The sequence below is a fragment of the Salinibacter sp. 10B genome (genome assembly GCF_002954405.1).
In the GTDB taxonomy this organism is placed as follows: Bacteria; Bacteroidota; Rhodothermia; order Rhodothermales; family Salinibacteraceae; genus Salinibacter.
The window spans coordinates 734,594-759,887 of record NZ_MQWC01000004.1 but is presented as its reverse complement, the minus strand read 5'-3'; the positions used below and the strand labels follow the sequence as shown (position 1 = coordinate 759,887).

The 25,294-nt window shown below is 60.5% G+C and carries 21 protein-coding genes; 13 read left to right on the top strand and 8 right to left on the bottom strand.

Going from position 1 to position 25,294, the window contains the following annotated elements; all coding sequences use genetic code 11:
- Nucleotides 1-128: 128 nt before the first annotated feature.
- A complete protein-coding gene (locus BSZ35_RS03380; RefSeq protein ID WP_105013704.1) occupies nt 129-1,451 on the top strand; it encodes an adenylosuccinate synthase in 1,323 nt (440 codons plus the stop codon).
- Between the two features lie 235 nt (nt 1,452-1,686).
- The gene (locus tag BSZ35_RS03375; RefSeq protein ID WP_105011132.1) at nt 1,687-3,078 is read left to right on the top strand and encodes a HAMP domain-containing sensor histidine kinase; all 1,392 of its coding nucleotides are present in this window, start codon (nt 1,687-1,689) and stop codon (nt 3,076-3,078) included.
- A 65-nt stretch (nt 3,079-3,143) separates the two neighbouring features.
- Here the strand turns inward: BSZ35_RS03375 and BSZ35_RS03370 are convergent, their stop codons facing one another.
- On the bottom strand, nt 3,144-4,394 hold the full coding sequence (locus BSZ35_RS03370; RefSeq protein ID WP_105011131.1) for a hypothetical protein: 1,251 nt from the start codon (nt 4,392-4,394) through the stop codon (nt 3,144-3,146).
- Nucleotides 4,395-4,992: 598 nt separating this feature from the next.
- Nucleotides 4,993-5,829 carry an SAM-dependent chlorinase/fluorinase gene (locus tag BSZ35_RS03365; protein WP_105011130.1) on the bottom strand — a complete coding sequence of 279 codons (837 nt, stop codon included), beginning with the start codon at nt 5,827-5,829 and terminating at the stop codon, nt 4,993-4,995.
- 225 nt (nt 5,830-6,054) lie between these two features.
- Here BSZ35_RS03365 and BSZ35_RS03360 point away from each other — a divergent pair, with 225 nt between their 5' ends.
- Together BSZ35_RS03360 and BSZ35_RS03355 are read left to right on the top strand one after the other, a co-directional pair.
- Nucleotides 6,055-6,684: a MarR family transcriptional regulator gene (locus BSZ35_RS03360; protein ID WP_105011129.1), complete on the top strand. Its 630-nt coding sequence runs from the start codon at nt 6,055-6,057 to the stop codon at nt 6,682-6,684.
- 24 nt (nt 6,685-6,708) lie between these two features.
- Nucleotides 6,709-7,077 carry a YraN family protein gene (locus tag BSZ35_RS03355; protein WP_105013703.1) on the top strand — a complete coding sequence of 123 codons (369 nt, stop codon included), beginning with the start codon at nt 6,709-6,711 and terminating at the stop codon, nt 7,075-7,077.
- Between the two features lie 340 nt (nt 7,078-7,417).
- Here the strand turns inward: BSZ35_RS03355 and BSZ35_RS03350 are convergent, their stop codons facing one another.
- The 6 genes from BSZ35_RS03350 to BSZ35_RS19195 all read right to left on the bottom strand — a co-directional run bounded on the left by BSZ35_RS03350 (nt 7,418) and on the right by BSZ35_RS19195 (nt 14,812).
- The gene (locus BSZ35_RS03350; RefSeq protein ID WP_105011128.1) at nt 7,418-8,557 is read right to left on the bottom strand and encodes a carboxypeptidase-like regulatory domain-containing protein; all 1,140 of its coding nucleotides are present in this window, start codon (nt 8,555-8,557) and stop codon (nt 7,418-7,420) included.
- Nucleotides 8,558-8,630: 73 nt separating this feature from the next.
- Entirely contained in the window at nt 8,631-10,610 is a 1,980-nt protein-coding gene (locus tag BSZ35_RS03345; protein WP_105011127.1) for an AMP-binding protein, read from the bottom strand.
- A 133-nt stretch (nt 10,611-10,743) separates the two neighbouring features.
- Complete coding sequence (locus tag BSZ35_RS03340) at nt 10,744-11,346, bottom strand: ribonuclease HII (RefSeq protein WP_105011126.1); 603 nt, start codon at nt 11,344-11,346, stop codon at nt 10,744-10,746.
- Nucleotides 11,347-11,460: 114 nt separating this feature from the next.
- Nucleotides 11,461-13,086: a UDP-N-acetylmuramoyl-tripeptide--D-alanyl-D-alanine ligase gene (gene murF / locus BSZ35_RS03335; protein WP_105011125.1), complete on the bottom strand. Its 1,626-nt coding sequence runs from the start codon at nt 13,084-13,086 to the stop codon at nt 11,461-11,463.
- Between the two features lie 278 nt (nt 13,087-13,364).
- Nucleotides 13,365-14,153, bottom strand: coding sequence for an alpha/beta hydrolase (locus BSZ35_RS03330; RefSeq protein ID WP_105011124.1), 789 nt, complete (start codon nt 14,151-14,153; stop codon nt 13,365-13,367).
- Nucleotides 14,154-14,602: 449 nt separating this feature from the next.
- Nucleotides 14,603-14,812, bottom strand: a complete 210-nt coding sequence (locus BSZ35_RS19195) for a hypothetical protein (protein ID WP_146109984.1) — start codon at nt 14,810-14,812, stop codon at nt 14,603-14,605.
- A gap of 281 nt (nt 14,813-15,093) precedes the next feature.
- Between BSZ35_RS19195 and rho the strand changes: the two genes are divergently transcribed.
- The 9 genes from rho (at nt 15,094) to BSZ35_RS03285 (ending at nt 25,175) form a co-directional block, all read left to right on the top strand.
- Nucleotides 15,094-16,215, top strand: a complete 1,122-nt coding sequence (gene rho, locus BSZ35_RS03325) for a transcription termination factor Rho (RefSeq protein WP_105011123.1) — start codon at nt 15,094-15,096, stop codon at nt 16,213-16,215.
- Between the two features lie 138 nt (nt 16,216-16,353).
- Entirely contained in the window at nt 16,354-17,130 is a 777-nt protein-coding gene (radC, locus tag BSZ35_RS03320; RefSeq protein ID WP_105011122.1) for a DNA repair protein RadC, read from the top strand.
- Between the two features lie 171 nt (nt 17,131-17,301).
- Nucleotides 17,302-18,261, top strand: coding sequence for a sugar kinase (locus BSZ35_RS03315; RefSeq protein ID WP_105011121.1), 960 nt, complete (start codon nt 17,302-17,304; stop codon nt 18,259-18,261).
- Between the two features lie 225 nt (nt 18,262-18,486).
- On the top strand, nt 18,487-19,530 hold the full coding sequence (locus BSZ35_RS03310) for a LacI family DNA-binding transcriptional regulator (protein WP_105011120.1): 1,044 nt from the start codon (nt 18,487-18,489) through the stop codon (nt 19,528-19,530).
- A gap of 173 nt (nt 19,531-19,703) precedes the next feature.
- Nucleotides 19,704-21,305 carry a tagaturonate epimerase family protein gene (locus BSZ35_RS03305; RefSeq protein ID WP_181149161.1) on the top strand — a complete coding sequence of 534 codons (1,602 nt, stop codon included), beginning with the start codon at nt 19,704-19,706 and terminating at the stop codon, nt 21,303-21,305.
- A 14-nt stretch (nt 21,306-21,319) separates the two neighbouring features.
- Nucleotides 21,320-22,117 carry a DUF1080 domain-containing protein gene (locus BSZ35_RS03300; RefSeq protein ID WP_181149160.1) on the top strand — a complete coding sequence of 266 codons (798 nt, stop codon included), beginning with the start codon at nt 21,320-21,322 and terminating at the stop codon, nt 22,115-22,117.
- A 45-nt stretch (nt 22,118-22,162) separates the two neighbouring features.
- The gene (locus BSZ35_RS03295) at nt 22,163-23,545 is read left to right on the top strand and encodes a Gfo/Idh/MocA family oxidoreductase (protein ID WP_105011117.1); all 1,383 of its coding nucleotides are present in this window, start codon (nt 22,163-22,165) and stop codon (nt 23,543-23,545) included.
- Between the two features lie 46 nt (nt 23,546-23,591).
- Nucleotides 23,592-24,284, top strand: a complete 693-nt coding sequence (locus BSZ35_RS03290; protein WP_181149159.1) for a DUF1080 domain-containing protein — start codon at nt 23,592-23,594, stop codon at nt 24,282-24,284.
- 102 nt (nt 24,285-24,386) lie between these two features.
- Nucleotides 24,387-25,175, top strand: a complete 789-nt coding sequence (locus tag BSZ35_RS03285) for a glucose 1-dehydrogenase (RefSeq protein WP_105011115.1) — start codon at nt 24,387-24,389, stop codon at nt 25,173-25,175.
- Nucleotides 25,176-25,294 lie beyond the last annotated feature (119 nt).

Below are 25,294 nucleotides of genomic sequence, written 5' to 3'. Positions count from 1 at the left end.
AGATGCGGCTGCTGCGGCCCCACGAGAACGCACGACGGGACCGCCGCCGATCTGTTTCCGTTCGTAGCAGTGTCCGGCACGGCCGGATGCTCCACGCTTGCTTGCTTAACAAACGTACGCCGAACGCAATGCCGGTATCAATTGTCATTGGAAGCCAATGGGGAGACGAGGGGAAAGGGAAGATCACCGATCTCATGAGTCCAGACTTCGATGTCGTGGCTCGCTATCAAGGAGGAGCCAACGCGGGGCACACGATCGTCTGGGAAGACGAAGAGGGAAACGACGAGGAATTTGTCTTGCACCTCGTTCCGAGTGGCATTTTCCATGAGAACGTGACCTGTGTGATTGGGAACGGGGTGGTCCTCGATCCGAAGGCCGTGCTGGACGAGATTGAAAAAATCCAGTCGTTGGGGATCGAGGTGGAGGATCGGCTCAAGATCTCTCACAATGCGCACCTCATCATGCCTTATCACAAGGCGGTGGAGGCGGCGCAGGAGGAAGAACGGGCTTCGGCCTCAGACGACGATGCGATTGGCACGACGGGCCGAGGAATTGGCCCGGCCTATACCGACAAGTTTGCGCGCAGCGGCATCCGCGTGGTGGACCTCCTGGACCGCGACGTTCTTCGTCAGAAGTTGCGCCGGTCGATTGAGGAGAAGAACGCGATTCTCCGAGACATCTACGACGCGGAAGCCCTCGATGTGGATCGCATCGTCGAGGAATATGTCGAGTTCGACCAGCGCATCGACTCGTTTGTGACGGATACGTCGAAGTACCTTTGTAACGCACTTGACGACGGGGCTGATGTGTTGGCAGAAGGCGCGCAGGGATCGCTGCTAGATGTCGACTTTGGCAGCTACCCGTACGTGACGTCCAGCCATCCGACGGCCGGCGGGTGCTGCACGGGGCTTGGGGTGCCACCTACGGCGGTGGACCGCGTCCTTGGCATCGCCAAGGCGTATTGCACCCGGGTGGGCAACGGGCCGTTTCCGACCGAACTCGACAACGAAGCCGGAGAGGCGCTTCGGCAGAAGGGCGGTGAATTCGGAGCTACGACCGGGCGTCCACGCCGCTGTGGTTGGCTCGACCTTGTTGCGCTCCGCTATACGAGCATGATCAATGGATTTAACGATCTGGCCATTACAAAGCTCGACATCCTTTCGGGGATGGAGGAGCTCAAGGTGTGTACACAGTACCGGTACGACGGCAAGAAAACCCGCCGCTTTCCGAGCGAGGCGCAGACCCTCGAAAAAGTCGATCCCGTCTACGAGACCTTGCCGGGATGGTCGGAGGACATCACCGACGTGCGTCACTTCCACGAATTGCCGACGGAAGCGAAGGACTACCTGGCGTTCATCGGCGAGTATCTAGACGTGGATGTCGGCATGGTCTCGAATGGCCCGCGCCGCGACCAGATCATTTCGGATGTGGAACAGCCTGCAGCGGCGTAACCTGGCGGAGGCCTCCCGTTGAGGCACTGCTGGTTGCCGTGACCGAATCAGAGTCCACACATTGTAGAGCATTTGTGCAGAGCGCCGTTGGAGTCCAGCGGCGCTCTGCTATGTATTGTCCCCCGTTGGGCCGTCTGGAGCGCGTGGGGCGTCTGGGGGTGGGAACCAGTGCGGGTCTGGTCCTTGGGAAGCCGTCCCGTGGTTGTTTTCGGAACGACGAACAGGACCTTCTTTCATGAACACGTATCGCTGGTCCGTCCGCCTGAAGCTTGGACTCATTGTGCTGGCGGGCGTCATTGCCGTTGCGTCGCTCCTCTACACTCAGCGTCTGGTGGACCGCCTCCGTGAGCGGGAGCAGGCCCTCATTCAGCTCTGGGCCGATGCCCACGCCGAGGTGGTGAAGGCGCAGCGACAGTCCGTTAATCCCCACCTGAGTGACTTCCGGGCCCTGGAAGATTATCTCCGTCGGGTGGAGCAGGGCGATCCCCCCGCCCGGCCGCCGGTCGAACAGCTGGCACGGTACCAGCAAGCCGTCGACTGGGCACAGACCATGCCGCCGACGAATGAGCTCAATTTTATTCTCAACGAGATCATCGAGCCGAATCGGTTTGGCATCCCGGCCATCATAACGGACTCGACCGGCCGGCATCCACGCTTCTGGCGCAACGTAGAGGTTCCCGACACCCTGTCGTCTCTGGCGACGAAGGATTCGGTGGCACTCCGACAGCTCCGTCGCCGTACGGAGGAGATGGCCGCTACGTTTGAGCCCATTCCGATTCGGGTTGATCTTTCGACGGCAGACGAGAGCATCACCGCACGGTCGGGAGCGCAATTCACCCAGTACCTGTACTACGATGAGTCCTGGCTCATCCAGGAGCTTCGCATCTTTCCGTGGGTGCAGTTTCTGTTCGTGGGGCTCTTCATTCTGGTGGGCTACCTCGGCTTTTCCTACATCCGGCGGAATGAGCAGAGCAGCCTCTGGATGGGGATGGCCCGAGAGGCAGCCCATCAGCTCGGCACCCCGCTGTCCAGCCTGATGGGATGGATTCAGATGCTGCGGTCGTCGGAGCTGGAGGAGGAGCAACGAGCGGAGGCACTCGACGAGATCGAAAACGACGTGGAACGGCTCCGACGCATCGCCAATCGGTTCTCCGACATCGGCTCCCAACCGAAGCTGGAACGGCGCAACCTTGTGCCCATCGTTGTGGAGTCGGCCACCTACATCCGGCGTCGGTTGCCGCACCGGGGGCAGGACGTGGAACTCGCTGTAGATTTGCCGTCAGCGCTGGAGGTGGAGGTGAATCAGGAGCTTTTTGCCTGGGTGATGGAGAATCTGCTCAAGAACGCGCTCGACGCAATTCAGGACGAGACCGGCCGCATTGCCGTTACCGGCGGACGGGAGGACGGCCGGGTCTACGTGGAGGTGGAGGACACCGGAGCCGGCATTGAACGCCGGCAGTGGGGAAACGTCTTTCGGCCGGGCTTCAGCACGAAAAAGCGGGGGTGGGGACTCGGACTCAGTCTCGCGCGCCGAGTTGTCGAAACGTACCACGGCGGCACGCTTGAACTCGTCGAGTCGACCGTAGGCGAGGGCTCTACCTTTCGGGTGGAGCTACCGGATTCGTGATGAGCTCTGCTGGAGGAGAAGGAGAAGGGGCCAGAGGGGGGACGCAACTCGTCCCGGCTGCTGTATCAAAGCTGGATCCGGCCTCGGAGGGAGGACGGGGCGAGATGCGGGGCCACGGCTACGAAGATATCGTCCTTTTGGCGCCACAGGACCACGCTCTGATCGTCATGCGTCTCGTCGAGCAGAGATTGGTTGGTGGCCAATTTTGTCCGGAGTGCACGGTCGAGAGTGCCCCGACTCCCGAGGCGGTCGAGTAGTGCGTAGCTGAAAGCGTAGACGGCAATGCGGGTTGTTTCCGGCGGGTCGTCGTACAGGAGGACCGGTACGGTGACGTTTCTCCCCGGTTGTAAGCGACTCACGCTCCGCAGGGAGGCATTTTTGATCGAGGGGACGGACACGCGACGGCCCCAGGTTGCCCGGATGTACGTTTCGGCTTCATCGGCACTCGTGACGGGCTGTGCGGGTGTCACCTCCGAAGCCCGTTGCACGGACAAGTCCACAATGCTTTGCGGAGAGGACGGCGATGGGGGGGAGGCGGAGAGATACATCCATCCGGCGATGCCGACGGCAAAGACGCCGACCAGGGCAAGCGTCCAGACGAGGGGGCGGACGGAGTGCCAGTTGGAAATTGTAGACAGCAAGGAGCCCGTCGAGGCGTTCGCCGAGTCCGCAGCGTCGGCCTCCCGTTTCGCGCGGGCCCGCTCCAAAATGTCGCGAACCGTTGCGCGCAGGGAAGAGGGCGTAGGCTGAAATCGGTCCTCCAGTAGCGTGCGCAGGTGGGCACGGAGAGCTTTGTCCGGCAGGGCCACATCGACGAGCATCCGCTCGGGGCCGTTCAGCACGTCTCGAAGAGAGGCGCGGAGGGCCGATCGGGCCTGGTCGCGAGTGGTGCGGGCGTTGGCTTCCGTTGTGTCCAGGGCCGTGGCAAGTGCTGTGTCGGAGGGAGAAGCCAGCACGTCGAGAGCAAGAATCACGCGCTCGTGGAGAGAGCAGGCCGCAAAGGCCACCGGCAGTTTGCGTTTGGCCGTCTGCTCGGCTACCTCTCGCCGAAAGGGGTCGTCCGTGAAAGAAGTTTCGGTTCCGGAGGGGATTTCTGCATCGGTCGACGAGAGGGACCCGTGCCGGCGGTCGATCAGGAGACGGAACAGCCAGGACCGCTCGTCACTGGGTCGCTCGTCGGGCGGCATGTTCGCCGCGTGGTCGTATACGTCCTCAACGAGCGCAGCGGCCTCATTATCGCCGGCGAGTACACGGGCCAGGGGATAGAGGGCCTGTACGTGACGGGCCAGAGAGGAGGAGGCAGTCGAGGAAGCCATAGGGAGTCCAACTGAAGAGAGTGAGATTGCGGCAGGCTGCCTAGTGCGATGTCAACTGTCAGTAGTTTGAACGTGGGGAGTCACGACGCGCCGCGTACGTGTAGCGATTCCGTCCGAAATCACTTCTGTAGCGCCGTTGGACTCCAGCGGCGCCACAAACGGGGGGCTCTTCGGCATCGAGCCCACCGGGAACATCACGGGGGACGCTGTACTCGTCGGGGGGCGCGACTGACTGGCCTGGCATCGTCGATAGCGCAACGAGATTTTCTCCGGTTCCTGGAGCCGGCGGGGAGCCATCAGTGCACGAGGACCAAACGATCCGAGAGTCGACTGGCAACGATCGAGTTCACATTTGTCGGAGTAGTTGTTCGAGGTCGATGGGGGGCAGGTCGGTGCAGGGAAGCCCTCAGTCCGTGCCTGTTCGGGACATTTGGTTCAGGGAAAAGGCTCCGGTCGGGCGACGGCTTCCTTCCACTCGAAACGACCGGACAGGAGGGGGCCACTCCACTGGCCTTCCTGAAGAGTTACAGATAGCAACACTCCGGTCGCACGCAAAAAAACACTGCGGCTGGCGGAGTGCCCCCACATTCGCGAGCGTTCAGGCCGACTGCGAGAGAGCGATCTTGATGGAATCGCCCTTTCGAATGTCCAACAGTTCTGCGGCGTTCCCCCCGTTCACGGCCACCTCCAGGAATCCGGTACTCCCGAACAGCAGCAGTGGATCCTCTCCCGAGACGTCCCCATAGGTTGAGTGGATCGAATCGAGCACCGTATTCCCAGCATATACCTCCAACGAGAGCGAGGATTCATCGAGGGACTCCTCCTCGTCGAGTTCCAACATGTCGAGGAGAGTGGAGCGGCGCACGTTGGTGATGCAGTTGCCGAAGTGGTCAACGTGAGTAATCCAGCCCTCTATCGAATTGGACTCGATAAAAGGTTCTGCCCAGCGGAGGGGCTCCAGGGACGTAACGGGGGAGCCCAATTCTTCTAGTGAGCGACCGGCAGCCAGATGAGCAGCGGCAGGGGCAAAAATATCCCGGCCGTGGAAGGTGGAGCTTGGGGACGAGGTGCGCCACATCTCAGGATTGTCCAGCTCCACGATGGCGTCCGGGTCCTGCTCGATCACCAACGGGAAGAGTCCGTTGTCGGGGCCCACATACCAGTGTCCATCCTCGCGAATGGCGACGGCCCGCCGCTCGGTTCCAACTCCCGGATCTACGACGACTAGGTGTATGGTGCCGTCGGGAAAATACGGCTGGGCCGACTGCAAGACAAACGCCGACTCCATGACGTCTTGGGGGGCGATCTCGTGGGTGACGTCCACGAGTCGGGCTTCGGGCGCAATGGAGAGCATGGTCCCCTTCATGGCAGGGACGTACGCGTCCTCGGTGCCGAAGTCGGTGGTGAGGGTAATAATCGACGCGTCCGCGCTCATTCGGAAAGGAGGCGTTTGAGGAGAAGGATGATGTGCGAGGAAAAGGTACAAATCATGACGGTCGATTCGTAATGAGACGTGGAGCAACGGAGGGGAGTAGCGAACCGACGGAGGGACCTACCAGGGGAGAATAGAAACAATTGCTAGGGCAGCGGGAGTAGGCTTCCGTGTTCTTGCCCGCATGATCTACGAATCGAACTACCGTCGGAGCGGTCGGATGGTGATATGACCCTCTCAGATTCGCCTTTCAACACCTCTGAGACAAGTCCTCGGCACGCGGAGGCCATCGATCGATTTGTCGCCTTTTGGGGGAAGATGGCCTCTAGCTGGGGCATAAATCGGACAATGGCACAGGTATATGCCCTGCTGTATTGTGTGGAGCAGCCTCTCAATACAGACCAGATCATGGAGCGGCTCCAGATCAGTCGCGGTAGTGCCAACATGAATCTTCGATCTCTCGTGGAGTGGTCCCTCGTGGAAAAGACACATGTGCCCGACTCGCGAAAAGACCATTACGTTGCGGAAACCGACGTGTGGCAGGTAACGGCTCGCATCATCGAAGAACGAGAGCGGCAGGAGGTTCGGCCGGTGCGGGACCAACTGGAGGCTGTTGCCGAGCATCTCATCCCGAACGATCAGTCGCTGGAGGATCGGCCCGAAGCCGATCGTGAACTCTACCAGCGGATTCAGAACCTCATCGAACTCATCGACGTTTTTGAGCGTGTCTCAGGAGTGCTTTTACCCCTCGTCAAAAATCAAAATGAAACGGTCATCCGTACGTTGATCGATGCGGCGGATGCACTTGATACAGCGCCTTCGGAGGGGGATAAAGGCGACGCTTCTCAAGATACGTAAGGTTTTAACTGCTTTTTCGTGCTCATGCCTAGCACCAAAGACATCGGAGATCGAGGCGAGGATCTTGCGGCGGAGTTTCTGAAAAACGAAGGGTACCGCGTACTCGAACGGAATTACCGGTTTGAGCGCAACGAGGTCGATCTCGTGTGCCTGGATCCCGACAAGGGAGGAGAGCTTGTCTTCGTTGAGGTAAAAACCCGAAGTGGTTCCGGATTCGGGCCTCCCGAAGCGTCGGTGACCGATGAGAAAAAGCGGTCGCTTATTGAAGTCTCGCGGGCATATTTGCACGAGCGACAACTAGAGGGAGCACCGTCCCGGTTTGACGTCGTAGGCATCGTGTTGGCAGAGGCAGAGCCTGAGATTGAGCACCATGAGAACGCTTTCTGGCGCTAAGAGGCTCGAGGCGTGTCTAGCAGAACGTGTGGGCTGTGGGGCGTCCAGTTCCGTCCATCGGGACATTTTCAGGATAGCATTGAGGGCACGAGTGGTGCATCCCGTTTTCCAAGTCGGGTGGGACGATGGGCCAGTGGACTGTATTCAGGCCGCAGAATGCCGTGGTTCAACACAGCGGGTTCAATTCGGAACCTGACAGCTTCAGTTTGACTGACATGGACCAATCGTCCAATCGCAAAACGGAGCGTATACGGGTGCCTCTCCGACGGGAAGGCACACGGAACCACGGTCGTTGCGTCCGCCAGACTCGCAGCGTCTGAAATGAAAACGGCTTCTAGGGTCAGTTCGAAGACACTGTGGCGGTGAGGGAGGTGTCGGAGGGGCGGTAGCCCCGGGGAAGAAGCTGGGCCATCCGGCGGGTGAATGCAAAATACCGGTAGAGTGTGGTACCGTACGGCTCTACGATGTTGCCCTGACGGTCCACGTGAATGGGATGAGTATTCAGGCGGATGCGGGACGTCTGATAGTCCTTCGGGGCACGATGGGCATGAGCCCATTCAAGATAGGCGTGGGCTTCGGATTCGCTTTCGTACTGGACCTCCAGGATGCCGCGGAAGCTCAGGGTATACAGCGAATCCTCTCGTCCAGTCACAATCTTGTCCCGACCAATCGGAAACCGATCTGCCCGTTCCATGGCCCGAAACGCCTGGGCCCGAGGCAGGCGGTACATTCGAAAGTCTTCCTCCTCGATCCGGTCGTTGATCAACGCGAGGAGGAAGTGGCGGAGCGAGCCGTAAAAGGCTTTGCGTCGGTTGGCATCCCAACGAGCAGCTTCTGCCGAGTCGCGAGGGGAAAGAGGGGCAAAGACGGGCTCACCGTCCCAGCGTATCAGGTCTCCCCGTACCTCGAAGTCTTTCAGGTAGTACGTGACGCGGTAGCCCAGGGCACGGTTTTCGAAGATAAGGGGACGGGAGGCACTGGCCGAGAATTTGCCCCACCAGGCCGTGTCAAACTGCAGCACTTTTGGATTGGTCAGGCGGCAGCGTGCGGCCATCTCGGACGCACCGACGAATAGCCGCTCGAATCGGTCGAGTCGTTCGTACCAGTCCTTATCCCGCGGAGCGGAGACCGTAACCGTGTCCGCCTGAATTACGGTCGGATGAAGACGGAAATCGAACGTGAGCGTCGTATCCGAAGAAAGGACGAGATTCACCTGGGTAGGCTCATACCCCAGTCGCGTCACGTATAGTCGCTTGGCCCCGGGGGAAATACCGGTCAGACGAAAGTGCCCGTCGGCATCGACGGTTGTGCCCGTCATTGATCGGGAAATGAAGACATGCGTGTGTGGCAGTGGCACGCCGGTGCTATCGTCGACCACAGTCCCAGTAATGGTGCTGCCTCTCGGTTGTGCTGGAACTGGGGCAGTGGAGGCAATGGCGATCAGAAGCAGGAAAAGCAACGATCGGAAGAAGCCGGGCATGACCGGAGCGGGCGAGCCATCCTGAGATTGAATACGTGTAAAGAAACGACGAATGTCCCCATATGGTTCTGTCTCACCGTGCGTTTTGAATTGCCTGGACAGTATTGGGGTCTTCCAGGCTTGATGTGTCGCCCAAGTCTTCGTTGAGATACGCGGCCCGGATCAAGCGGCGCATCACCTTGGCGTTGCGCGTTTTGGGAAGAGCATCGGCAAACAGAATCTCACGAGGCTTGAGCGGTTTGCCCATTTCGGCGACGACCTGTTGCATGAGGTCGGCACGCAGGGCATCGCTCTCGTCGTGTTCGGGCTGCAGCACCGCGAAGGCGACGATCTCCGATCCCTTGACGTCATGCGGGACCCCGATAGCGGCACTTTCTGCCACGGCCTCGTGTGCATTGAGGAGAGCTTCAATTTCGGCGGGGCCGATGCGCTTGCCCGCAACGTTGATGGTATCGTCCGAGCGCCCCAGGATGTACCAGAGGCCGTCCTCGTCGATGGCGGCGAAGTCGCCGTGGACCCACACGTCCTCGAAACGGCTCCAATAGGCGTCGTGATAACGATCATCGTCACCCCAAAAGCTCCGGGTCATGCCAATCCAGGGCTTTCGAAGGATGAGTTCGCCGACCTCGCCCCGGACCGGGGTGCCCTCACTGTCCACCACGTCGGCGTCCATGCCAGGCACAGGACCGGAAAAGGCGGCCGGCTTTAAGGGCTCCAAGAAATTGCCGCAGAGAATGCCCCCGGAAATTTCGGTCCCGCCGGAGTAGTTGAGAATGGGTTTTTCGCCATCGAGCACCGTTTCGAAGCACCACATCCAAGATTCGGGGTCCCAGGGGCTACCGGTGGAGCCAATGGCCCGCAGGCTCGATAGATCGGCGGCGTCGACGGGCTCGTTTCCGTGGGTTTTGAGGGCCCGGATGAGGGTAGGTGAGACCCCCAGGTGCGTGACCTCGTGATCGTCCACCATGCGCCAGAGACGTCCCGGATCCGGATGGTCGGGGGCCCCGTCATACAGCACCATGGTGGCGCCGACGGTCAGGGTGCCGAACACCAGCCACGGTCCCATCATCCACCCCATGTCGCTCATCCAGTACATTGTCTCTTCTGGCTTCAGATCCATCGAGTGGTACATGTCCTGCGCGCCCTTGAGGGGAAAGCCGCAGTGCGTGTGCACCGTCCCCTTGGGAGGACCAGTGGTGCCACTCGTGTAGATGATCATCACCACGTCTTCGGCCTTCGTACGCTCCGTGTAGGCCTCATCGTCGTGGCCCGCCAGTGCCTCCGACCAGAAGACGTCCCGACCCTCGGTCATCGGCACATCCGTTCGGTCAAGGTGCCGATGCACGATGACGTGCTCGACCGATGGACACTGGCGAACAGCCTCGTCCGCCGTCTCCTTCATTTTGATGGGAGAGTCCCGGCGCGCAAAGCCGTCGGCCGTGAACAGGGCCTTCGCCTCGGCGCCTTGCAGTCGGGTGACAATCGCACCCACCCCGTAGCCACTGAAGAGAGGCAAGAGGACGCCGCCGATCTTGATGATCGCAAGGAAGGCGATCACGATTTCGGGCGTCATGGGCATGTAGAGCCCGATTCGATCGCCCCGTCCCAATCCCATGTCGCGGAGCGCGTTGGCACATCGACACACGCGCTGATGAAGGGCCCCATAGGTCAAGGTCTGAGTCGTTCCGTCTTCGCCTTCCCACCGGAGAGCAACCTGGTCCTCGACGGGAGTGCCTTGCCACTTGTCGAGAAGGTTGTGGACGATGTTCATCTCGCCGCCCACACACCACGTCGGGTGCTGAATTCCCTCCGACAAATCGACGATCTCATCGTAGTCCTGGTAGAATTCGACGTCGAGATCGTCGAGCACCGCCGCCCAGAACCATCCGACATCGTTGGCGGCACGAGTGCGCAAATCATCGAGCCCGGACAGTCCGTGCTCATCGATGAAGTGTTGCAGATTCGAATCGGCCACCACGTCGGGGTCGGGCGTCCACACGACCTCCTGGTCAAACGGAAATGTGTTTGTGGGGGTGGAAGCGGTTCCAGGCATGGAGAAACAGTCTTGCGTTGTGTGATGCGATGGAGAAGGCATTGGGACAGAGTTCAGTCCTGCCTTTCTCCAAGGATAAATGTGCGGGGGCGACGGAGGCAAGCCGGAACGAGGACCTGGTAGGGTTGGAGGATTAATCCCGAAAGAGGGTGAACGACTGTCGATGATGAGGGGTGACCCCATGCTCGGCAAGGGCGTCGTAGTGCTGCTGGGTGGGATAGCCTACGTTTGTATCCCAGCCGTACTCGGGATGCTGATCGTGTAGCGTACGCATTGTGGCATCCCGTTCCGTTTTGGCAAGAATGGAGGCAGCAGCGATGGACTGGCTCGTTGCGTCGCCTTTCACTACAGTCTCGTACGGCCAGGGAGCCTCGGTGAGGGAGCGCGACCATTGATTGCCATCCACCAGCAGGAAGTCGGGGGGCGGTTGGCACTCGCTGGCGGCCCGGCGCATGGCCTCAAGGGCGGCCTGCAGGATGTTGAGCTCGTCGATCTCGTCGGGCGAGCAATGGGCGATTGCGAACGAGAGGGCCTGTTCCTCGATCTGGGTACGGGCGTCGAGCCGTTGTTCTTCGGAAAGCGCTTTACTATCGGCAATCGCAGGGATCTCCGTTTCGGGCGGGAGGACGACGGCGGCAGCCACGACGGGCCCGGCCAGACAGCCCCGTCCAGCCTCGTCGAGGCCTGCTACTCGCTGATATCCATCCGTCCACAGGCGTTGTTCGTAGTCGAGCATGAGGGTGGTGGGGGGCGAGAAGGGGGTGTGGAGGAGCGCGAGCAGGAATGGGGAGGGGCACAGGCAGGGGTAGGGAAGGCACGTCCGTCCCCCTCTTTGTTTCCGAGTCCGCAATCAGTACTGATCGGGCAGGTCATTTTCGTAGAGCACCACATCTCCCGATTCAAGATACTGTTTCAGAAACTCCTGCGCCTCGAAGAGAGACTCGAAAATCTTCACTCGCTCGTCCGGAAACTCTGCTTCTGCGAGTCCCTCCCGAATAGGGGCCGTTTGTTCGGAGCCAATCAGCACGGCCAGATCAATGCCGTGCTCGGCAATGTGCGTGCCGAGCGTTTTGTTTTCCGACCACTGCCGTTCGCCCAGCTCCACCATCCCGGGAGTCACGATGACGCGTCGTCCCTCGTTCATTTGCCCCAAGATCTCGACTGCATTGCGGGCTCCGATGGGGTTCGAGTTGAAGGCGTCGTCAATGATCGTCACGTTTCCGCGCTCGCGGAGTTGCAGTCGATGTTCGATCGGGTCAATCCGTTCGGCGGCGTGAGCCATTTGCCGCAGCCGAAGTCCCATGCTCCGGCCCACGGCCACGGCCAGCAATACATTCGTCACGTTGTGCACGCCGAGCAGGCGTGTGTGGAACGTTGCCGTCGTGCCGGTATCGTCCGTGACGGAAAAGGACGTTCCGTTTGTGTCGTATCGGATGTTGTGGGCCGTAATGTCGGCGTCGGGAGCACCCTCGGTCGAGATGCGCCATACGGGCCCGTCTGCACGGGCCGCCATTGCGTCTACCCGATCATCGTCGGCGTTCAGGACCGTGGGGCCGTTCGGAGAGGTGTACTCGACGAGCTTCCCCTTCTCGTCCGCGATGGCGTCCATGGACCCCATCGTTTCGAGGTGGGCGACGCCGATGGTCGTGACGACCGAGAGGGACGGGCGCGCGATGTCGCAGAGCTCATCGATATCGCCGGGGTAGCGGATGCCGTACTCCAGTACGAGGACCTGGTGTTCAGGCTTGAGATGCTCGTTGACGGCGAGGCAGAGCCCCATCGGCGTGTTGTATGAGCTGGGGGTTGCGTACACATTGAATTTCTGCCGCAGCAGCTCGGCAACGATAAATTTGGTACTCGTTTTCCCGTAGGAACCGGTAATGCCGATGACCGAAAGGTTCGAGCGCTCTTTCAGATGCTGTCGTGCCTCTCGTTTGAAGCCTTCCTGAATGATGGTTTCGATGGGGTGAGTGAGGCCAGCCCCGAGGGCGACCCAGAGCGGCGCGCCGAGGTCGGTCACGAGGAAGCCCAGCAGGTACCAGAAAAAGCCACTTGGATCGGCACGCATCCATCCGTACAGGGCCCCACACGCAAGAGGAAGGAGAGCCACCGCGCCAGTGGCGAGTGCGAGACGGGTCATTCGAGCCGTAAAGGCGAGCGGTTTCTTTTCTTGATCGCTGCGGTAGCGTCGCGACGAGATGAATGACAGGGTCCAGAGGGGAAGGAGTCCCAGAGCGACCCAGTTAGCGTCGTAGTAGGCGAATCCGGCTGCCGCCAGTCCCAGGAGACCGGCGCCGACTGCATGTGAAAGGCGGACGACAGCCGAGGGGATGTGGGTGAGGAGCCAGTCGCCGTATCGGTCAAACTTGTAGGTTTCCAGCTGAAAGATATGGAGGAAAAAACGCGTGCGCCGCATGGCCCGCCACCCCGCGAATACGGTTGCTATGGTCGCGAGAATGGAGAGGGCAATCGTCATCGGTCGTAGCGTTGGGTAGAGAGAAGGGCCGTTCCAGATGCAGAGGTTGTTTTGATTTTACACGATCCCGTCGCTCGCGCAGAATGGCGATAGAGGCTGTGTTGGATTCATCCGACGGGGATTCAAGCTGATTGTAACGACTGCGGACCCGTGCGTCCCGCCAGGGAGGCCGACGTATACGCTCCGTACCATGCCACTGGGATACGCGTTTTTCAGGCTAGGATGATCGGAAATCGAAAGAGCCTCCTAGAATACAGAACCTTTAGTACACGAGTCGTCTACGTGTTCTCTAAGAAATGTCGGGTACCAGAGAGAACAGTGTCAAAATTGTCGAGATGACCGTAGTGGCCGGCGCCTTCCAGTTCGACGAGTCCACAATCGTCGATCGATTCTTCGATGATGCCCATTTGCCGACGGGAGACGGCCGTGTCTTCCGTCCCCCAAAACAGAAGCGTAGGAACGTGAATCTGCTCCAGCTCGTCGTCCAGATAGTGGTTAACCGTTTTTACAAACGTCTCGCGCATGACCCCCGAAAGGGTATTGTAGTCGGAGGAGCCCAGCAGGCGCCACACCAGAGAGTGTCGGAGCCAGTCCAGGGCGGGGGTCCGGAGAGGGGACGGAAGGGCCTGGAAGGGCGCTTTCAGGATGTGGGCCAGGCCGGACCGCAGGTGGTAGCGCCAGGAGCGCTCAGGACGGATCCCTGATGGGCTAATAAGGACGAGGCGGTCAACGAGATCAGCGTACGACGGGGTGCTCGCCATATACAACGAAATACGTCCTCCGTTGGAGTGGCCGAGGAGGGTGACTGGGGATTGGATCTCGTTCTCAATGTAGGCGTGTAGAAGAGCGGCATGCTCGGGAACGCCCCACGGCTCAGGAGGGGGAGGCGACGTTCCATGGCCCGGCAGGTCGATGGAATGTGTTCGGTAGGAGGTCGACAGGGCGTCGGCGAGGGGGCGCAAATTTCGGGCACTGCTGCCCCAGCCATGAAGGAGGAGGAGAGGAGGGGCATCGTGGGGGCCGTGCGCCTCGATGTGCAGGTCCTGATAGGTCACAGATTGGGGCATTCAACGAACAGAACAGCGGTTCCCACTTCTGGTACGATCAGCGTGCAGAGGACGCTGGCTCATCGAGCGAAAGCCCGAGACAGATCGTTTGAAAAACGGAGTTTTCGTCAATATGGTCATGGGGCAGTACCAGAGCGGAGTGCGGGAAACCATCTGTATACCGCGGCGTTCCAGCCGATGATTGAAGGACCTATCTTCTGGCTTGGCGCCAGTCTGTTTCCCTGTAAGAAAGTCGTCTTGGCTTCTCTAAGAATGACCCCTCGCTGGCGTGAGGGCTTGGATTTGTCTCCCCGACGTCGGGTCATGGAAGTACGACCCACGAGGGGCATCTAGAGGATTGTGTAGAGTCAATGGTGAATGAAAACGTGTCAGGGCTGGTCCCGACATCAGTGGGCCACGGTCTTCCCCGTCGATAGCGTCTATTCCCCCGTGTACGTGAGTGTATAGCGCTACTCCATTGCGTTGTACGCCCAATCGTTCTCAGTAGCAAGACCAAGAGACGATTCCGGTGCAATTGGCCCCGATTGGTTTCGGGGCGGTTTGGCTCCGTTCGTTGTGTTGCTGAGGCGCAGGGCTTGTCCCTTTATTTCTACGTTCCCGCCTCCGAGACGTACGTCCTCCTCCGGTGCCTTCCGGCACAGCGAACGAAGGAGTCGCATGGCACGGCATCAGGTTGGTGCCGTGCGAAGGGCTCTCGATGGCGGGCTCCTCTGGAAGGGGGAGGACGGCAGTGATTCTGTTGAAGTACGAATTCAGACACGAAGCCCATTTCGGAAGACGAACTCGTCTCCCGGTTCAGGGCCTCGTTTGCCGTCCAATTGACGAACGGCATGGGCGTGGCCTGATCAGTTTTGCATCGAAATCCTTTTTCTGTACGCGTATCGACAGGGTCGGTCCGGTTCGATGCCTGTCGGCTTTATCACTCATCGTGTAACCGATTATGTCCGAAAACGAGAACAAGAAATTTCGTCGTCTCCTCGAGTTGATCGGGGACAAGAAGTATGGCTTTATGCGTGAGCTGCGGCCGGACCTCCCGAAGGATGACGACGATCCGTTTATGCCGCCTCCCCTCATCCGGAAGTTCAATCTGCGGGATGGGGTTGTTATTGAAGGCGACCTCAAACCCGGCCGTAAGGGCGGGATGCAGGTTGGCTGGATCGACAGTGTCATGGGCATGCCGCCCAAGGAATGGGCGCAGCTCAAGACGTTTGACCATGGGGCCAGCATCTACCCAGATGAGAAGCTGAACCTCATCACGGGGGCCGATGATATGTCCATGCGGGTGCTCGATCTCGTGGCCCCGCTTGGAAAGGGTCAGCGGGCGCTCATCGTGTCGCCGCCGCGAGCAGGGAAGACGGTTATGCTCAAGGACATCGCGGCGGGCGTGACCGCCAATCATTCTGAGGTGGAGCTCGTGGCGTTGCTTGTGGACGAACGGCCGGAAGAGGTTACGGACTTTCGGCGCACCACCGAAGCGCAGGTGTTTGCCTCTTCCAACGATCGCGGCGAAGACAACCACGTTCGGGTGTCGACTCTCGCCCTGGAGCACGCAAAGCGGCTTGTAGAGATGGGGAAGGATGTCGTCCTTCTGCTCGACTCCCTCACCCGTCTCGGTCGCACCTTCAACCTATGGGTAGACGGCAGTGGCCGCACACTTTCCGGCGGGCTCGACGCCGAAGCGCTCAAGGTGCCGCGCCAGATCTTCGGGGCTGCACGCAACGTCGAAGGCGGCGGATCGCTCACGATTATCGCCACCGCGCTCGTCGACACTGGCAGCCGGATGGACGAGGTCATCTTTGAGGAGTTTAAAGGGACCGGAAACTCCGAGATTGTGCTCGACCGTGAGATGGCTGATAAGCGGATTTTCCCGGCGGTCAACCTGCGGGAAAGCGGCACGCGGAATGAGGAGCGGCTGTTGGGTGAGGTGCGTCGGAAGAAGCACAACCAGCTCTTTCGGGCCCTCAACTCCCGCTCGCCCATCGAAGCCATGCAGGCCCTCCAGCGCCATCTGCAGAACAGCCCCACCAACGCGCACCTGTTGAATGAGCTGGTGCCGGAGTAAGGACGATAGGGGGCACAAAGGCCGGACGTTCGGCCCTATGGGGCGGTTCCTCGGGCTTGCGGATCCGGACGTTATGCTTGACGGAGACCATGTGTCTTGAGGGTGTAGTCACAATTTACCTCAAGATCATCCGGTTTTATGGGATCCGCCAATTCGTCGTCCGCAGAATCGGGGGCCGACTCTTCTTGTGAGTCGTCGGGGGAGCCGTCTCTGCTCTATCACGTACCGATTCACGAGTGGGACCCCTCGGACCAGCCCCGTGAGAAGCTGTTACAGCATGGGCCCACGGTGCTCTCCGACGCTGAGGTGCTGGCGCTGTTGCTTGGCTCGGGCACCCGTACGAGTGATGGACCTGTCTCCGCGGTCGAACTCGGACGGTCGCTTCTGCAGAGCTACGGCTCACTTCATGCCGTATCTCAGCGCAAACCAAAGGAGCTGACCCGCACGCAGGGCATCGGTCCGGCCAAAGCGGCCAAGCTTACGGCGGCCTTCGAGGCCGGACGTCGGGTCGAGTCGCAGCGGCAGCAGGACGAGCGGGTGCAGGTAACCTGTCCCGAGGACGTGGCGGACGTGTACGGGCCTCTCATGCGTGATCTGCAGAAAGAGGTCTTCAAGGTCGTGCACCTCAATACCGCCAATGTCATCATCGGCGACTACACCGTCAGCGAAGGTGGGCTTTCGTCGAGCATCGTGGAGCCGCGCGGGGTGTTTGAGCAGGCCATCCTCGATGACGCGGCGGCCGTCCTCTGTCTTCACAACCATCCGTCCGGCAATCCGGAACCGAGCCGAGAGGACATTCGCATCACCCGTCAGCTGGTGGAGGCCGGCGAAACAATGGGGATTCCGGTGCACGACCATCTCATCATTGCTGGAACCGACCACACGTCACTGGCCGAGCGGGGCGTGATCGGATAGGCGAGGGAACGAAGGCGGAGCGCGGGGCGACGTGTGCTTCGTCGGACGTCTTGGGTCGTCTCTAAGAGTGATGGGGGGCGGTGCGGATTTGATCTTTTCTGCGCTGCCATCTAGCGTACGAGGCGCGTCTGTGCCTTCGTATTCCTGTTCCACCTGCCCCTCCACTGCTCCATGCTTGACGTCGTAACACTGGGGGAGGCCATGATTCAAATGACCCCGACACAATCGGGGCTATTGCGACACGCTCGGCAGTTCGAGCGGTATGTCGGGGGCGCAGAGGCAAACGTAGCCATTGGTCTGGTGCGGCTAGGCCACGAGGCAGGGTGGATGAGTCGGGTTGGGGCCGACGAGTTTGGGGCCTGCGTGCAGTCGACCATCCGAGGAGAAGGCGTTGATGTGTCTCGAGTGGTCGAGGATGCGGAAGCTCCCACCGGCGTGTACTTTAAGGAGCGGCGCCGGTCGGATATGACACGCGTCTACTACTACCGCGACCATTCGGCCGCGAGCCGCATGGCCCCGGCAGATCTGGACGCGGACTATATTGCCCAGGCGGAGTATCTCCACCTGACCGGCATTACGCCCGCCTTGAGCGAGACGTGTCGGGAGACGGTGTGGGAGGCCCTGCGGATTGCAGAGGCAAAGGAGGTGGCCGTATCGCTCGATCCCAACGTGCGCCGAAAGTTATGGTCGGAGGAAGAGGCGCGCACTGAACTCTGTGACATGATGCCGTATGTCCACACGGTGCTCACAGGGAAAGGAGAGGCGGCCCTTTTGACCGATGAGAGCGATCCGGCAGCGGCCGCTCGGGCGCTGCGTGAGATGGGGCCGAAACAGGTCGTCGTGCGGCTCGGAGAGGAGGGGGCCCTTGTCGTCAGTGAAGACGGTCGTCTTGAGCGACGAGCGTCCATCGACGTGGAGGTAGTAGATGTCGTGGGGGCCGGCGATGCCTTTACGGCCGGATATTTAGCAGGACAACTCCGAGGACGAACGATCGGGCAGTCGCTACGGCTGGGCAATGTGGCGGGTGGACTCGCCACAACCGTCGCTGGGGACTCAGAGGGCATCCCGACCTGGGCGGAGGTGCAGATGTTCTTGAATGACGAGACGCAGACGGGCGACGTGGACCGGTAGTGACGCCCCGCCAGTTCATTTGGTCGAACTTTGAGCCCATCCCATGTGTTGGACCGATCGCTCTATACGGAAGTCCGACGGTTGATGACGGGACCACCATCTTTGTAAATGAAAGTTCCCGTCATGCTGATGCAAATCCCCCTCCCGGAATCCCGACATCGTGGGTCGGGTTTTGTATTCCGCCACGGACGTCCCTGACCAGACTGAACTACGCGCCCAACGGGTATGGCAGAGTCCTCACGCGTCACGCTTAGCGACATCGCCGAGCGCCTCGACCTGACGAAGGTCAGCATCTCGAAGGCTCTCCGCGATCACCCCGACATTTCGACAGAGACGAAGGCGAAGGTGCAGGAGGCGGCCCGGGAAATGGGATACACGCCGAACCGGCTGGCCCGCTCCCTCACGACCAATCGGACGGCCACGATTGGGGTCGTTGTGCCGAAGCTTGACCACAACTTCTTCGCCGATGCCCTTCAGGGGATTAATGAACGGGCCTCCGAGCACGACTATGAAATCATTCTTTGTGTGAGCGAGGAGCAGGAAGCGGCCGAGCGCCGACACCTCCGCACACTGCTCTCAATGCAGGTCGACGGTCTGCTCATCTCAGTGTCGGAAGAAACGGAGAGTGTCGACATTTTTGAGCAGATTGAAGAGGAAGAGGTGCCCCTGGTGTTTTTCGATCGGGTCCTCGACAGCGTGTCTGCCAGTCGGGTGGTCGTGGACGACGAGAAAGGGGCGTATCAGGCCACCGAACATGCCCTTCAGGCCGGGCACGACACGATTGCACACGTAGCAGGGACATCGAATGTAGGCATTGGACAACGCCGCCGAGCAGGGTATGAGGCTGCCCTACGGGAGCATGGGATTCCCGTGGATGAGGCCTTGATTGTGGAAGGAGGCTTTGATGAGATGCACGGATACCAGGCCACAAATGCATTGCTTGAACGAGGCAGGGTGCCCGATGCCATCTTTGCGGTTACATTTCCCGTTGCGCTGGGCGTGGGCGATGCCATCCGAGAGCAGGACCACCTCCGACAAGAAGACATCCAAATCTACTCGTTTGGCCAGCACGGACTGAACCGCTTCTTTGCGTATCCGCACGTTTCGATCTGTCAGCCAGCACAAAAGATGGGGCGGGAGGCCTTCTCTATGCTCCTAGACGAGATGCAGGATCCCAACCGAGAGCCACGGGAGATCCAGATTCCGACCCACGTGATTGAGCCAGACGACATTACCCCTCCGTATCTGAAAGAGAGAGGAGAGGGATAGTCGATCGATTCAATTCGTCTTGACTTTGGACGCTCTGGCGGTTACTTAATCGGTTAAGTGACGGGGATATGCATCACTGGACAAACCGGAAGGGCTTCCGGACGAGCAGCAGGGAGGGGGGCTGTGTCCTCTCCGGCGTTCCCCGATTTCTCTCGCACCGCCACTGTACTGATATGCCGACCAAGGCTCGCAACGTGTCCTTCGATGAAGGGGCTCTACGGCGCCTTCTTTTGGACACCGAGGTAGATCCGGCAACAGTGTATCGCTCCTCAGTACGGACGGTAGACGGACGTATATATTTTCTCGTGCGAGGCGATGAAGCGAAGCAGTTCGTGATTCTCGCGGACGAGCCCCCCGAGTTTTCATACGATAGCGCGGTCCAGAGAGAGGGCCGAACAGTGTATCTTTGTCCCCTTTCGGCCGAGAACGCGCGTCGGCTTCGGCGTCGTTTCCCGTGGACGGCTCCAGAACCAATTGGGCGTACCTCGGCCCTCGGCTGCGGGGATCGGCTGGGAAAGGCCACGCCCGGCCACATCCGTGCGTGCCGGGCGGCAGGCGTTCGTCCGGTGCTCGCGCAGCAGTCCATCCGTGAGATGGAGCGGACCGGCCGCCCGCCGCAGGAGGTGCTCGACGACGCTAGCTGGGCGGTCTTCCAGGAGGGATACACGGACGGCTACGGGGCCGACGCCGACCATCTGAAGCGGACGGATCATATCGATGCGTGCCTGCAGGCGGGCTTCACGATGTACACCATCGATCCCTCCGAGCACGTACACACGGCGGCCGATGAGCTCGGGATGGATGCCCTTGTGGAGCAGTACGCGGCCCTACCGTGGGATCTTCTTGACACCTCTCCCGAAGCGGCGCTAAAGCGATACGTAGGGGAGCCACTCTTGGTGGCGGGAGAGGAGGACGAGGTCGAAATTTCCTTCGACGAAGAGGCGTTGATGCGAGCGGCTGTGAAGTACGGAAAGGCGTTGGCCCACACGCGGAAACTGGCCGAGTATCTCGCCGGTCAGTACGATAAACACCGGTCGGGAGAAGCGTATGATCTGGAGATGTCGGTTGACGAAACCGACGCGCCTACCGCCCCCCATGAGCACTATTTTGTGGCGTCGGAGTTAGACCGTCTCGGGGTCGAGGTAACAAGTCTGGCGCCTCGGTTTGTCGGTGACTTTGAGAAAGGCATCGACTACATTGGCGATCGTGCCGCATTCGAGTTCTCGTTTCGGCAGCACGCCGCCATTGCCCAGGCGTTCGGGGGGTACAAGCTCAGCATTCATTCCGGCAGCGACAAATTTTCCGTCTATCCCATCATTGGGGAGTACGCAGGGGAGCACGTCCACCTTAAGACCGCCGGGACGAGCTTTCTGGAGGCGCTCCGCATTCCGGCCCGGCATGACCCAGCATTCTTCCGTCGAATCGTTTCCCTCGCCTTCGATCGGTTTGCCGACGACCGGAAGACGTACCATGTCTCTACGGACCTGAGTGCGATTCCGGCGCCGGACGAGGTGGCGGACGAGGCCCTGGAAGAGACGTATTTGGAGGAGAACAACGGGCGACAACTGCTGCACATCACGTACGGCTCCATTCTGTCGGCCGAAAAAGACGACAGGGATCGATTTAAGGAGCACTTCTTCGACCTGCTCGACCAACACGAGGAGGAGCACTACGAGGTTTTACGGCGCCATCTTCTCGATCACGTGGAGGGGGTGGGAACGATGGCGATTTCGGAAGGAACGTCCCCCTCCATCACGTCCGATTCTTCGAAATGAACATACCCATCCGAATGACTAGTACTCGCACCCTCGGCGTTCTTCTTCTGAGTGCGATCCTCTTTACCGGGCTTGCCTGCTCGTCGACGAGCGACGATTCCGAAGAGGCGTCGGCCCCGAACACACTGACCCAGTCTGAGACGGAGGCGGGGTGGGCCCTGCTCTTCGACGGAACCAGCTTTGAGGGCTGGACCGGGCTCGGGCGCGATTCAATCCCGGAGGGGCATTGGAAAATCGAGGACGGCACCATCCACAAGGTGGAGAGCGGCGACGTGCCCACCGCTCCGGACGGGCAGCCGCTGGAGGGCGGCGACATTATGACGACCGACACGTACCGCAATTTTGAGCTCAAGCTGGAGTGGAAGACGAGCAAAGGCGGAAATAGCGGCATCAAATACAACGTGTCCGATTCGTTGTCAACGGCCCACGAGCCGCAGTACGCCGCCCTTGGGTTCGAGTACCAGCTGCTTGACGACAAGCGGCATCCCGACTCGGAAGAACCGAGCCACCGCGCGGCAGGCCTCTATGATTTGATTCCGCCCAACGAGCAGAAGTCACTGAAGCCGGTCGGAGAGTGGAATCAGGCCCGACTGGTCTTTCGCGGAAATCACGGCGAGCATTGGCTTAATGGGAAAAAGGTGGCCGAGTACAACCTCGACACTGCCGAATTTGACTCCCTCTTTGCGGCCAGCAAGTACGCCGACATCGCAGGCTTTCGGACCCGGCGGGCTGGGCACATCGTCCTCCAGGACCACGGCAATGATTTCTGGTTCCGCAACATCAAAATTCGTGAGTTGTCGGCGGCGGAATAAGATGATCCGCACTGCTTCCTCTTTTGATCAACTGAACCATCCGTCATGAGTGACACCGAAGGGGTACATCGTCGAGACTTTCTAAAGCGAACAGCTGCGGCCGGGGTGGGGCTGGGAGTGGCCGGGTCGTTGTCGCCGGCATTCGGGGCGGGGGCGCCCAACGATCGCGTCGTGGTGGGCGTGATGGGCGTCAACAGCCGCGGCCATTATCTCACCGAAGTGTTTGCGCGGACGGCCGGGGCCGAGGTCGGGTACGTTTGCGACGTGGACGGGCGGGCTGTAGAGCGGGCCGTGGCGTCGATTACCGAGCCGGACGGAGGCGAGCCGTTGCAGGAACGGACGCCAGAGGGCGTGACCGACGTGCGCCGCATGCTGGAGAACGACGACCTCGATGCCATTGCCATTGCGGCTCCGGATCACTGGCATGCTCCTGCTACGCTCATGGCGATGGACGCGGGCAAGCACGTCTACGTCGAGAAGCCGTGCAGCCACAACCCCCACGAGGGCGAGCTACTGCTCGACGCGCAGCAGAAGCACCCGGACCTCGTGGTGCAGATGGGCAATCAACAGCGCTCCTCGCCTCGCTCCATCGAAGCCATTCAGAAGATCCGCGACGGCATCATTGGGGAGCCGTACTTCGGACGGGCCTGGTACGCAAACGACCGCGGGCCGTTGGATCTGACGACGCCCGCCCAGGCGCCCGACTGGCTCAACTATGAACTCTGGCAGGGCCCGGCCCCGCGCCACGACTACATGGAAAACCTCGTCCATTACAACTGGCACTGGCGCTGGCACTGGGGCACCGCCGAGATTTGCAACAACGGGACGCACGAGATTGACGTGTGTCGCTGGGCGCTCGACGTCGATCACCCAACCAAGGTGACCTCCAGTGGGGGGCGGTACCACTACGACGACGACTGGGAGGCCTTCGACACACAGGTTGCCAGCTACGAGTTCGGGGACGACAAGATGATCACGTGGGAGGGGCGCAGTTGCAACGCCAATCCGGTGAAGGGGACGGACGGCAATCCCGGAGGCGGTCGCGGCGCTTCGATTCACGGCACGGAAGGGACGCTCATCGTTGATCGGGGCGGTTACGTCGTCTACGACAACGACAACAATCTCATCGAGTACGCCAATGAGGCCCAAACCGGCGAGCAGGTGAGCGGGACCGGCACGGTGGGGGGCGGCTCAAACACCGATCGGCACGTGGCGAACTTCCTCGCGGCCATTCGGGGCGAGGAGGATCCGCACTCTCCAATCGAGGAGGGCCGCAAGAGTGTTCTCCTGTGTCACCTCGGCAACATTGCCCAGCGCACCGGTCACACCCTTCAGACAAATCCCGAGACCGGAAAGATCGTCGAGGACGAGGAGGCGATGGCGCTCTGGAGTCGCGACTATGAGCCGGGCTGGGAGCCGAGCGTGTAAGGAGCGATCGTTGCTTTCTGACGTTACACACCGATTCTCAACTGCCATGATCAATTCATTGTCCCTTCGGCACGGATTTTTCCTGTTTCTGCTGCCGGTGGCCGTCCTGCTGGTCGGCTGCCAGTCGTCCGGAGATGAGGCCTCTTCGGACCCTGACGACGGAGCCGAGGAGTGGACGACGCTCTTCGATGGCGAGTCGCTCGACGGGTGGCGCAATCCCTACGATTGGGGCCGGGCCCGCGTCGAGAACGACGTGATTGCGCTGCAGGCCGACGACAAGTTTTTTCTGGTGACGGAGGACACCTACCGCGACTTTGTCTTTGAAGGCGAGGTGCGCCTGCCGGATCGAGAGTCAAACTCCGGATTTATGTTTCGGGCGCAGGTGGACTCCAACCGCGTGTACGGCTACCAGGCGGAGGTGGACCCGACCGATCGGGCGTGGTCCGGCGGCCTCTACGACGAGGGACGGCGCGGCTGGCTCCATCCGGCGGAGGGCGATTCTCTTGCGGGCGTCAATTTCCGTGAGGATCATGGGGGCGCGTTCAAGCCCACCGGGTGGAACGAGTACAGGATTCGGGCCGAAGGGGACAGCCTCAAGATCTGGGTGAATGGGGAGATGACGACCGCTGTTCGAGACACGGTGGACCAGGAGGGCGTCATCGGGATCCAGCACCACGGCGAAGACGGCAAGATCTACCGGTTCCGCGATCTCCGGATTCGACAGCTCGGCGGTTCGTAACGGTCGTCGTTTCTGCCCGTCCGTGCGTAGAGCGCCGTGACCGTTCGGGGGAGTGTCCCTCGGTGCAATTGTTATTCGACATTTATATAGGCTTTCCCTTTGATGAGCAGCTTTACGAACGATCAGTTTGACCTTGAAGACAAGACTGCGGTGGTGATCGGCGCCACCGGCGAACTCGGGGGAGCCATCGCCGAAGGGCTTTGTCGGGCGGGGGCCAACACCGTGATTGCCGGTCGGAACGAAGAGGAAGGCATTCAGCGAGCCGAGGAGTTCTCCAATCCGGACGGAGCGGGGGAGGCCCTGTTTCAGGCGTGCGATACCACCGATCGGGGCGATCTGCAGGCCCTGGTGGAGACTTCGGATGCCGCATTCGGCCAAATCGACGTGTGGGTCAACTCTGCGGGCGTCAACTCTGCAACCCCGTTTTTCGAGATTGAGGAGGCAGAGTGGGACCGCATTATGAACGTCAACCTCAAAGGCGTCTTTTTAGCCTGTCAGGAAGTGGGCCGGTATCTCATCGATCAAGATGACGGGGGGAGCATCATCAACATCAGCTCAATGGCCGGCATGACGCCGCTCTCGCGGGTGTTTACGTATTCGGCATCGAAGGCCGGGCTCATCAACCTCAGCAAAAACCTCGCACGGGAATGGGCCCCCCACGACATTCGCGTGAACTGCATTGCTCCCGGCTTCTTTCCCGCCGAACAGAACAAGGAAATCCTGTCCGATGAGCGCATTGCCGATATCATGGGCCACACGCCGATGAATCGGTTCGGCGAGGCAGAGGAACTGGTGGGAACGACGCTGCTCCTTGCCTCCGAGACGGCGGGCTCGTTCATCACCGGAGCCAATATCCCGGTGGACGGCGGCTACTCGTCGATGACGATCTGAAAAATACGGCCGGTCCTGTGGCTGTAAGGAAAGGGCGGGGCTCGTGCCGGGGTGGGAGGGCAATGGGTGGGGACAGAGAGATCGAGTAGGGGGATTGGCGTTTGGGAGCGTGTGCTGTA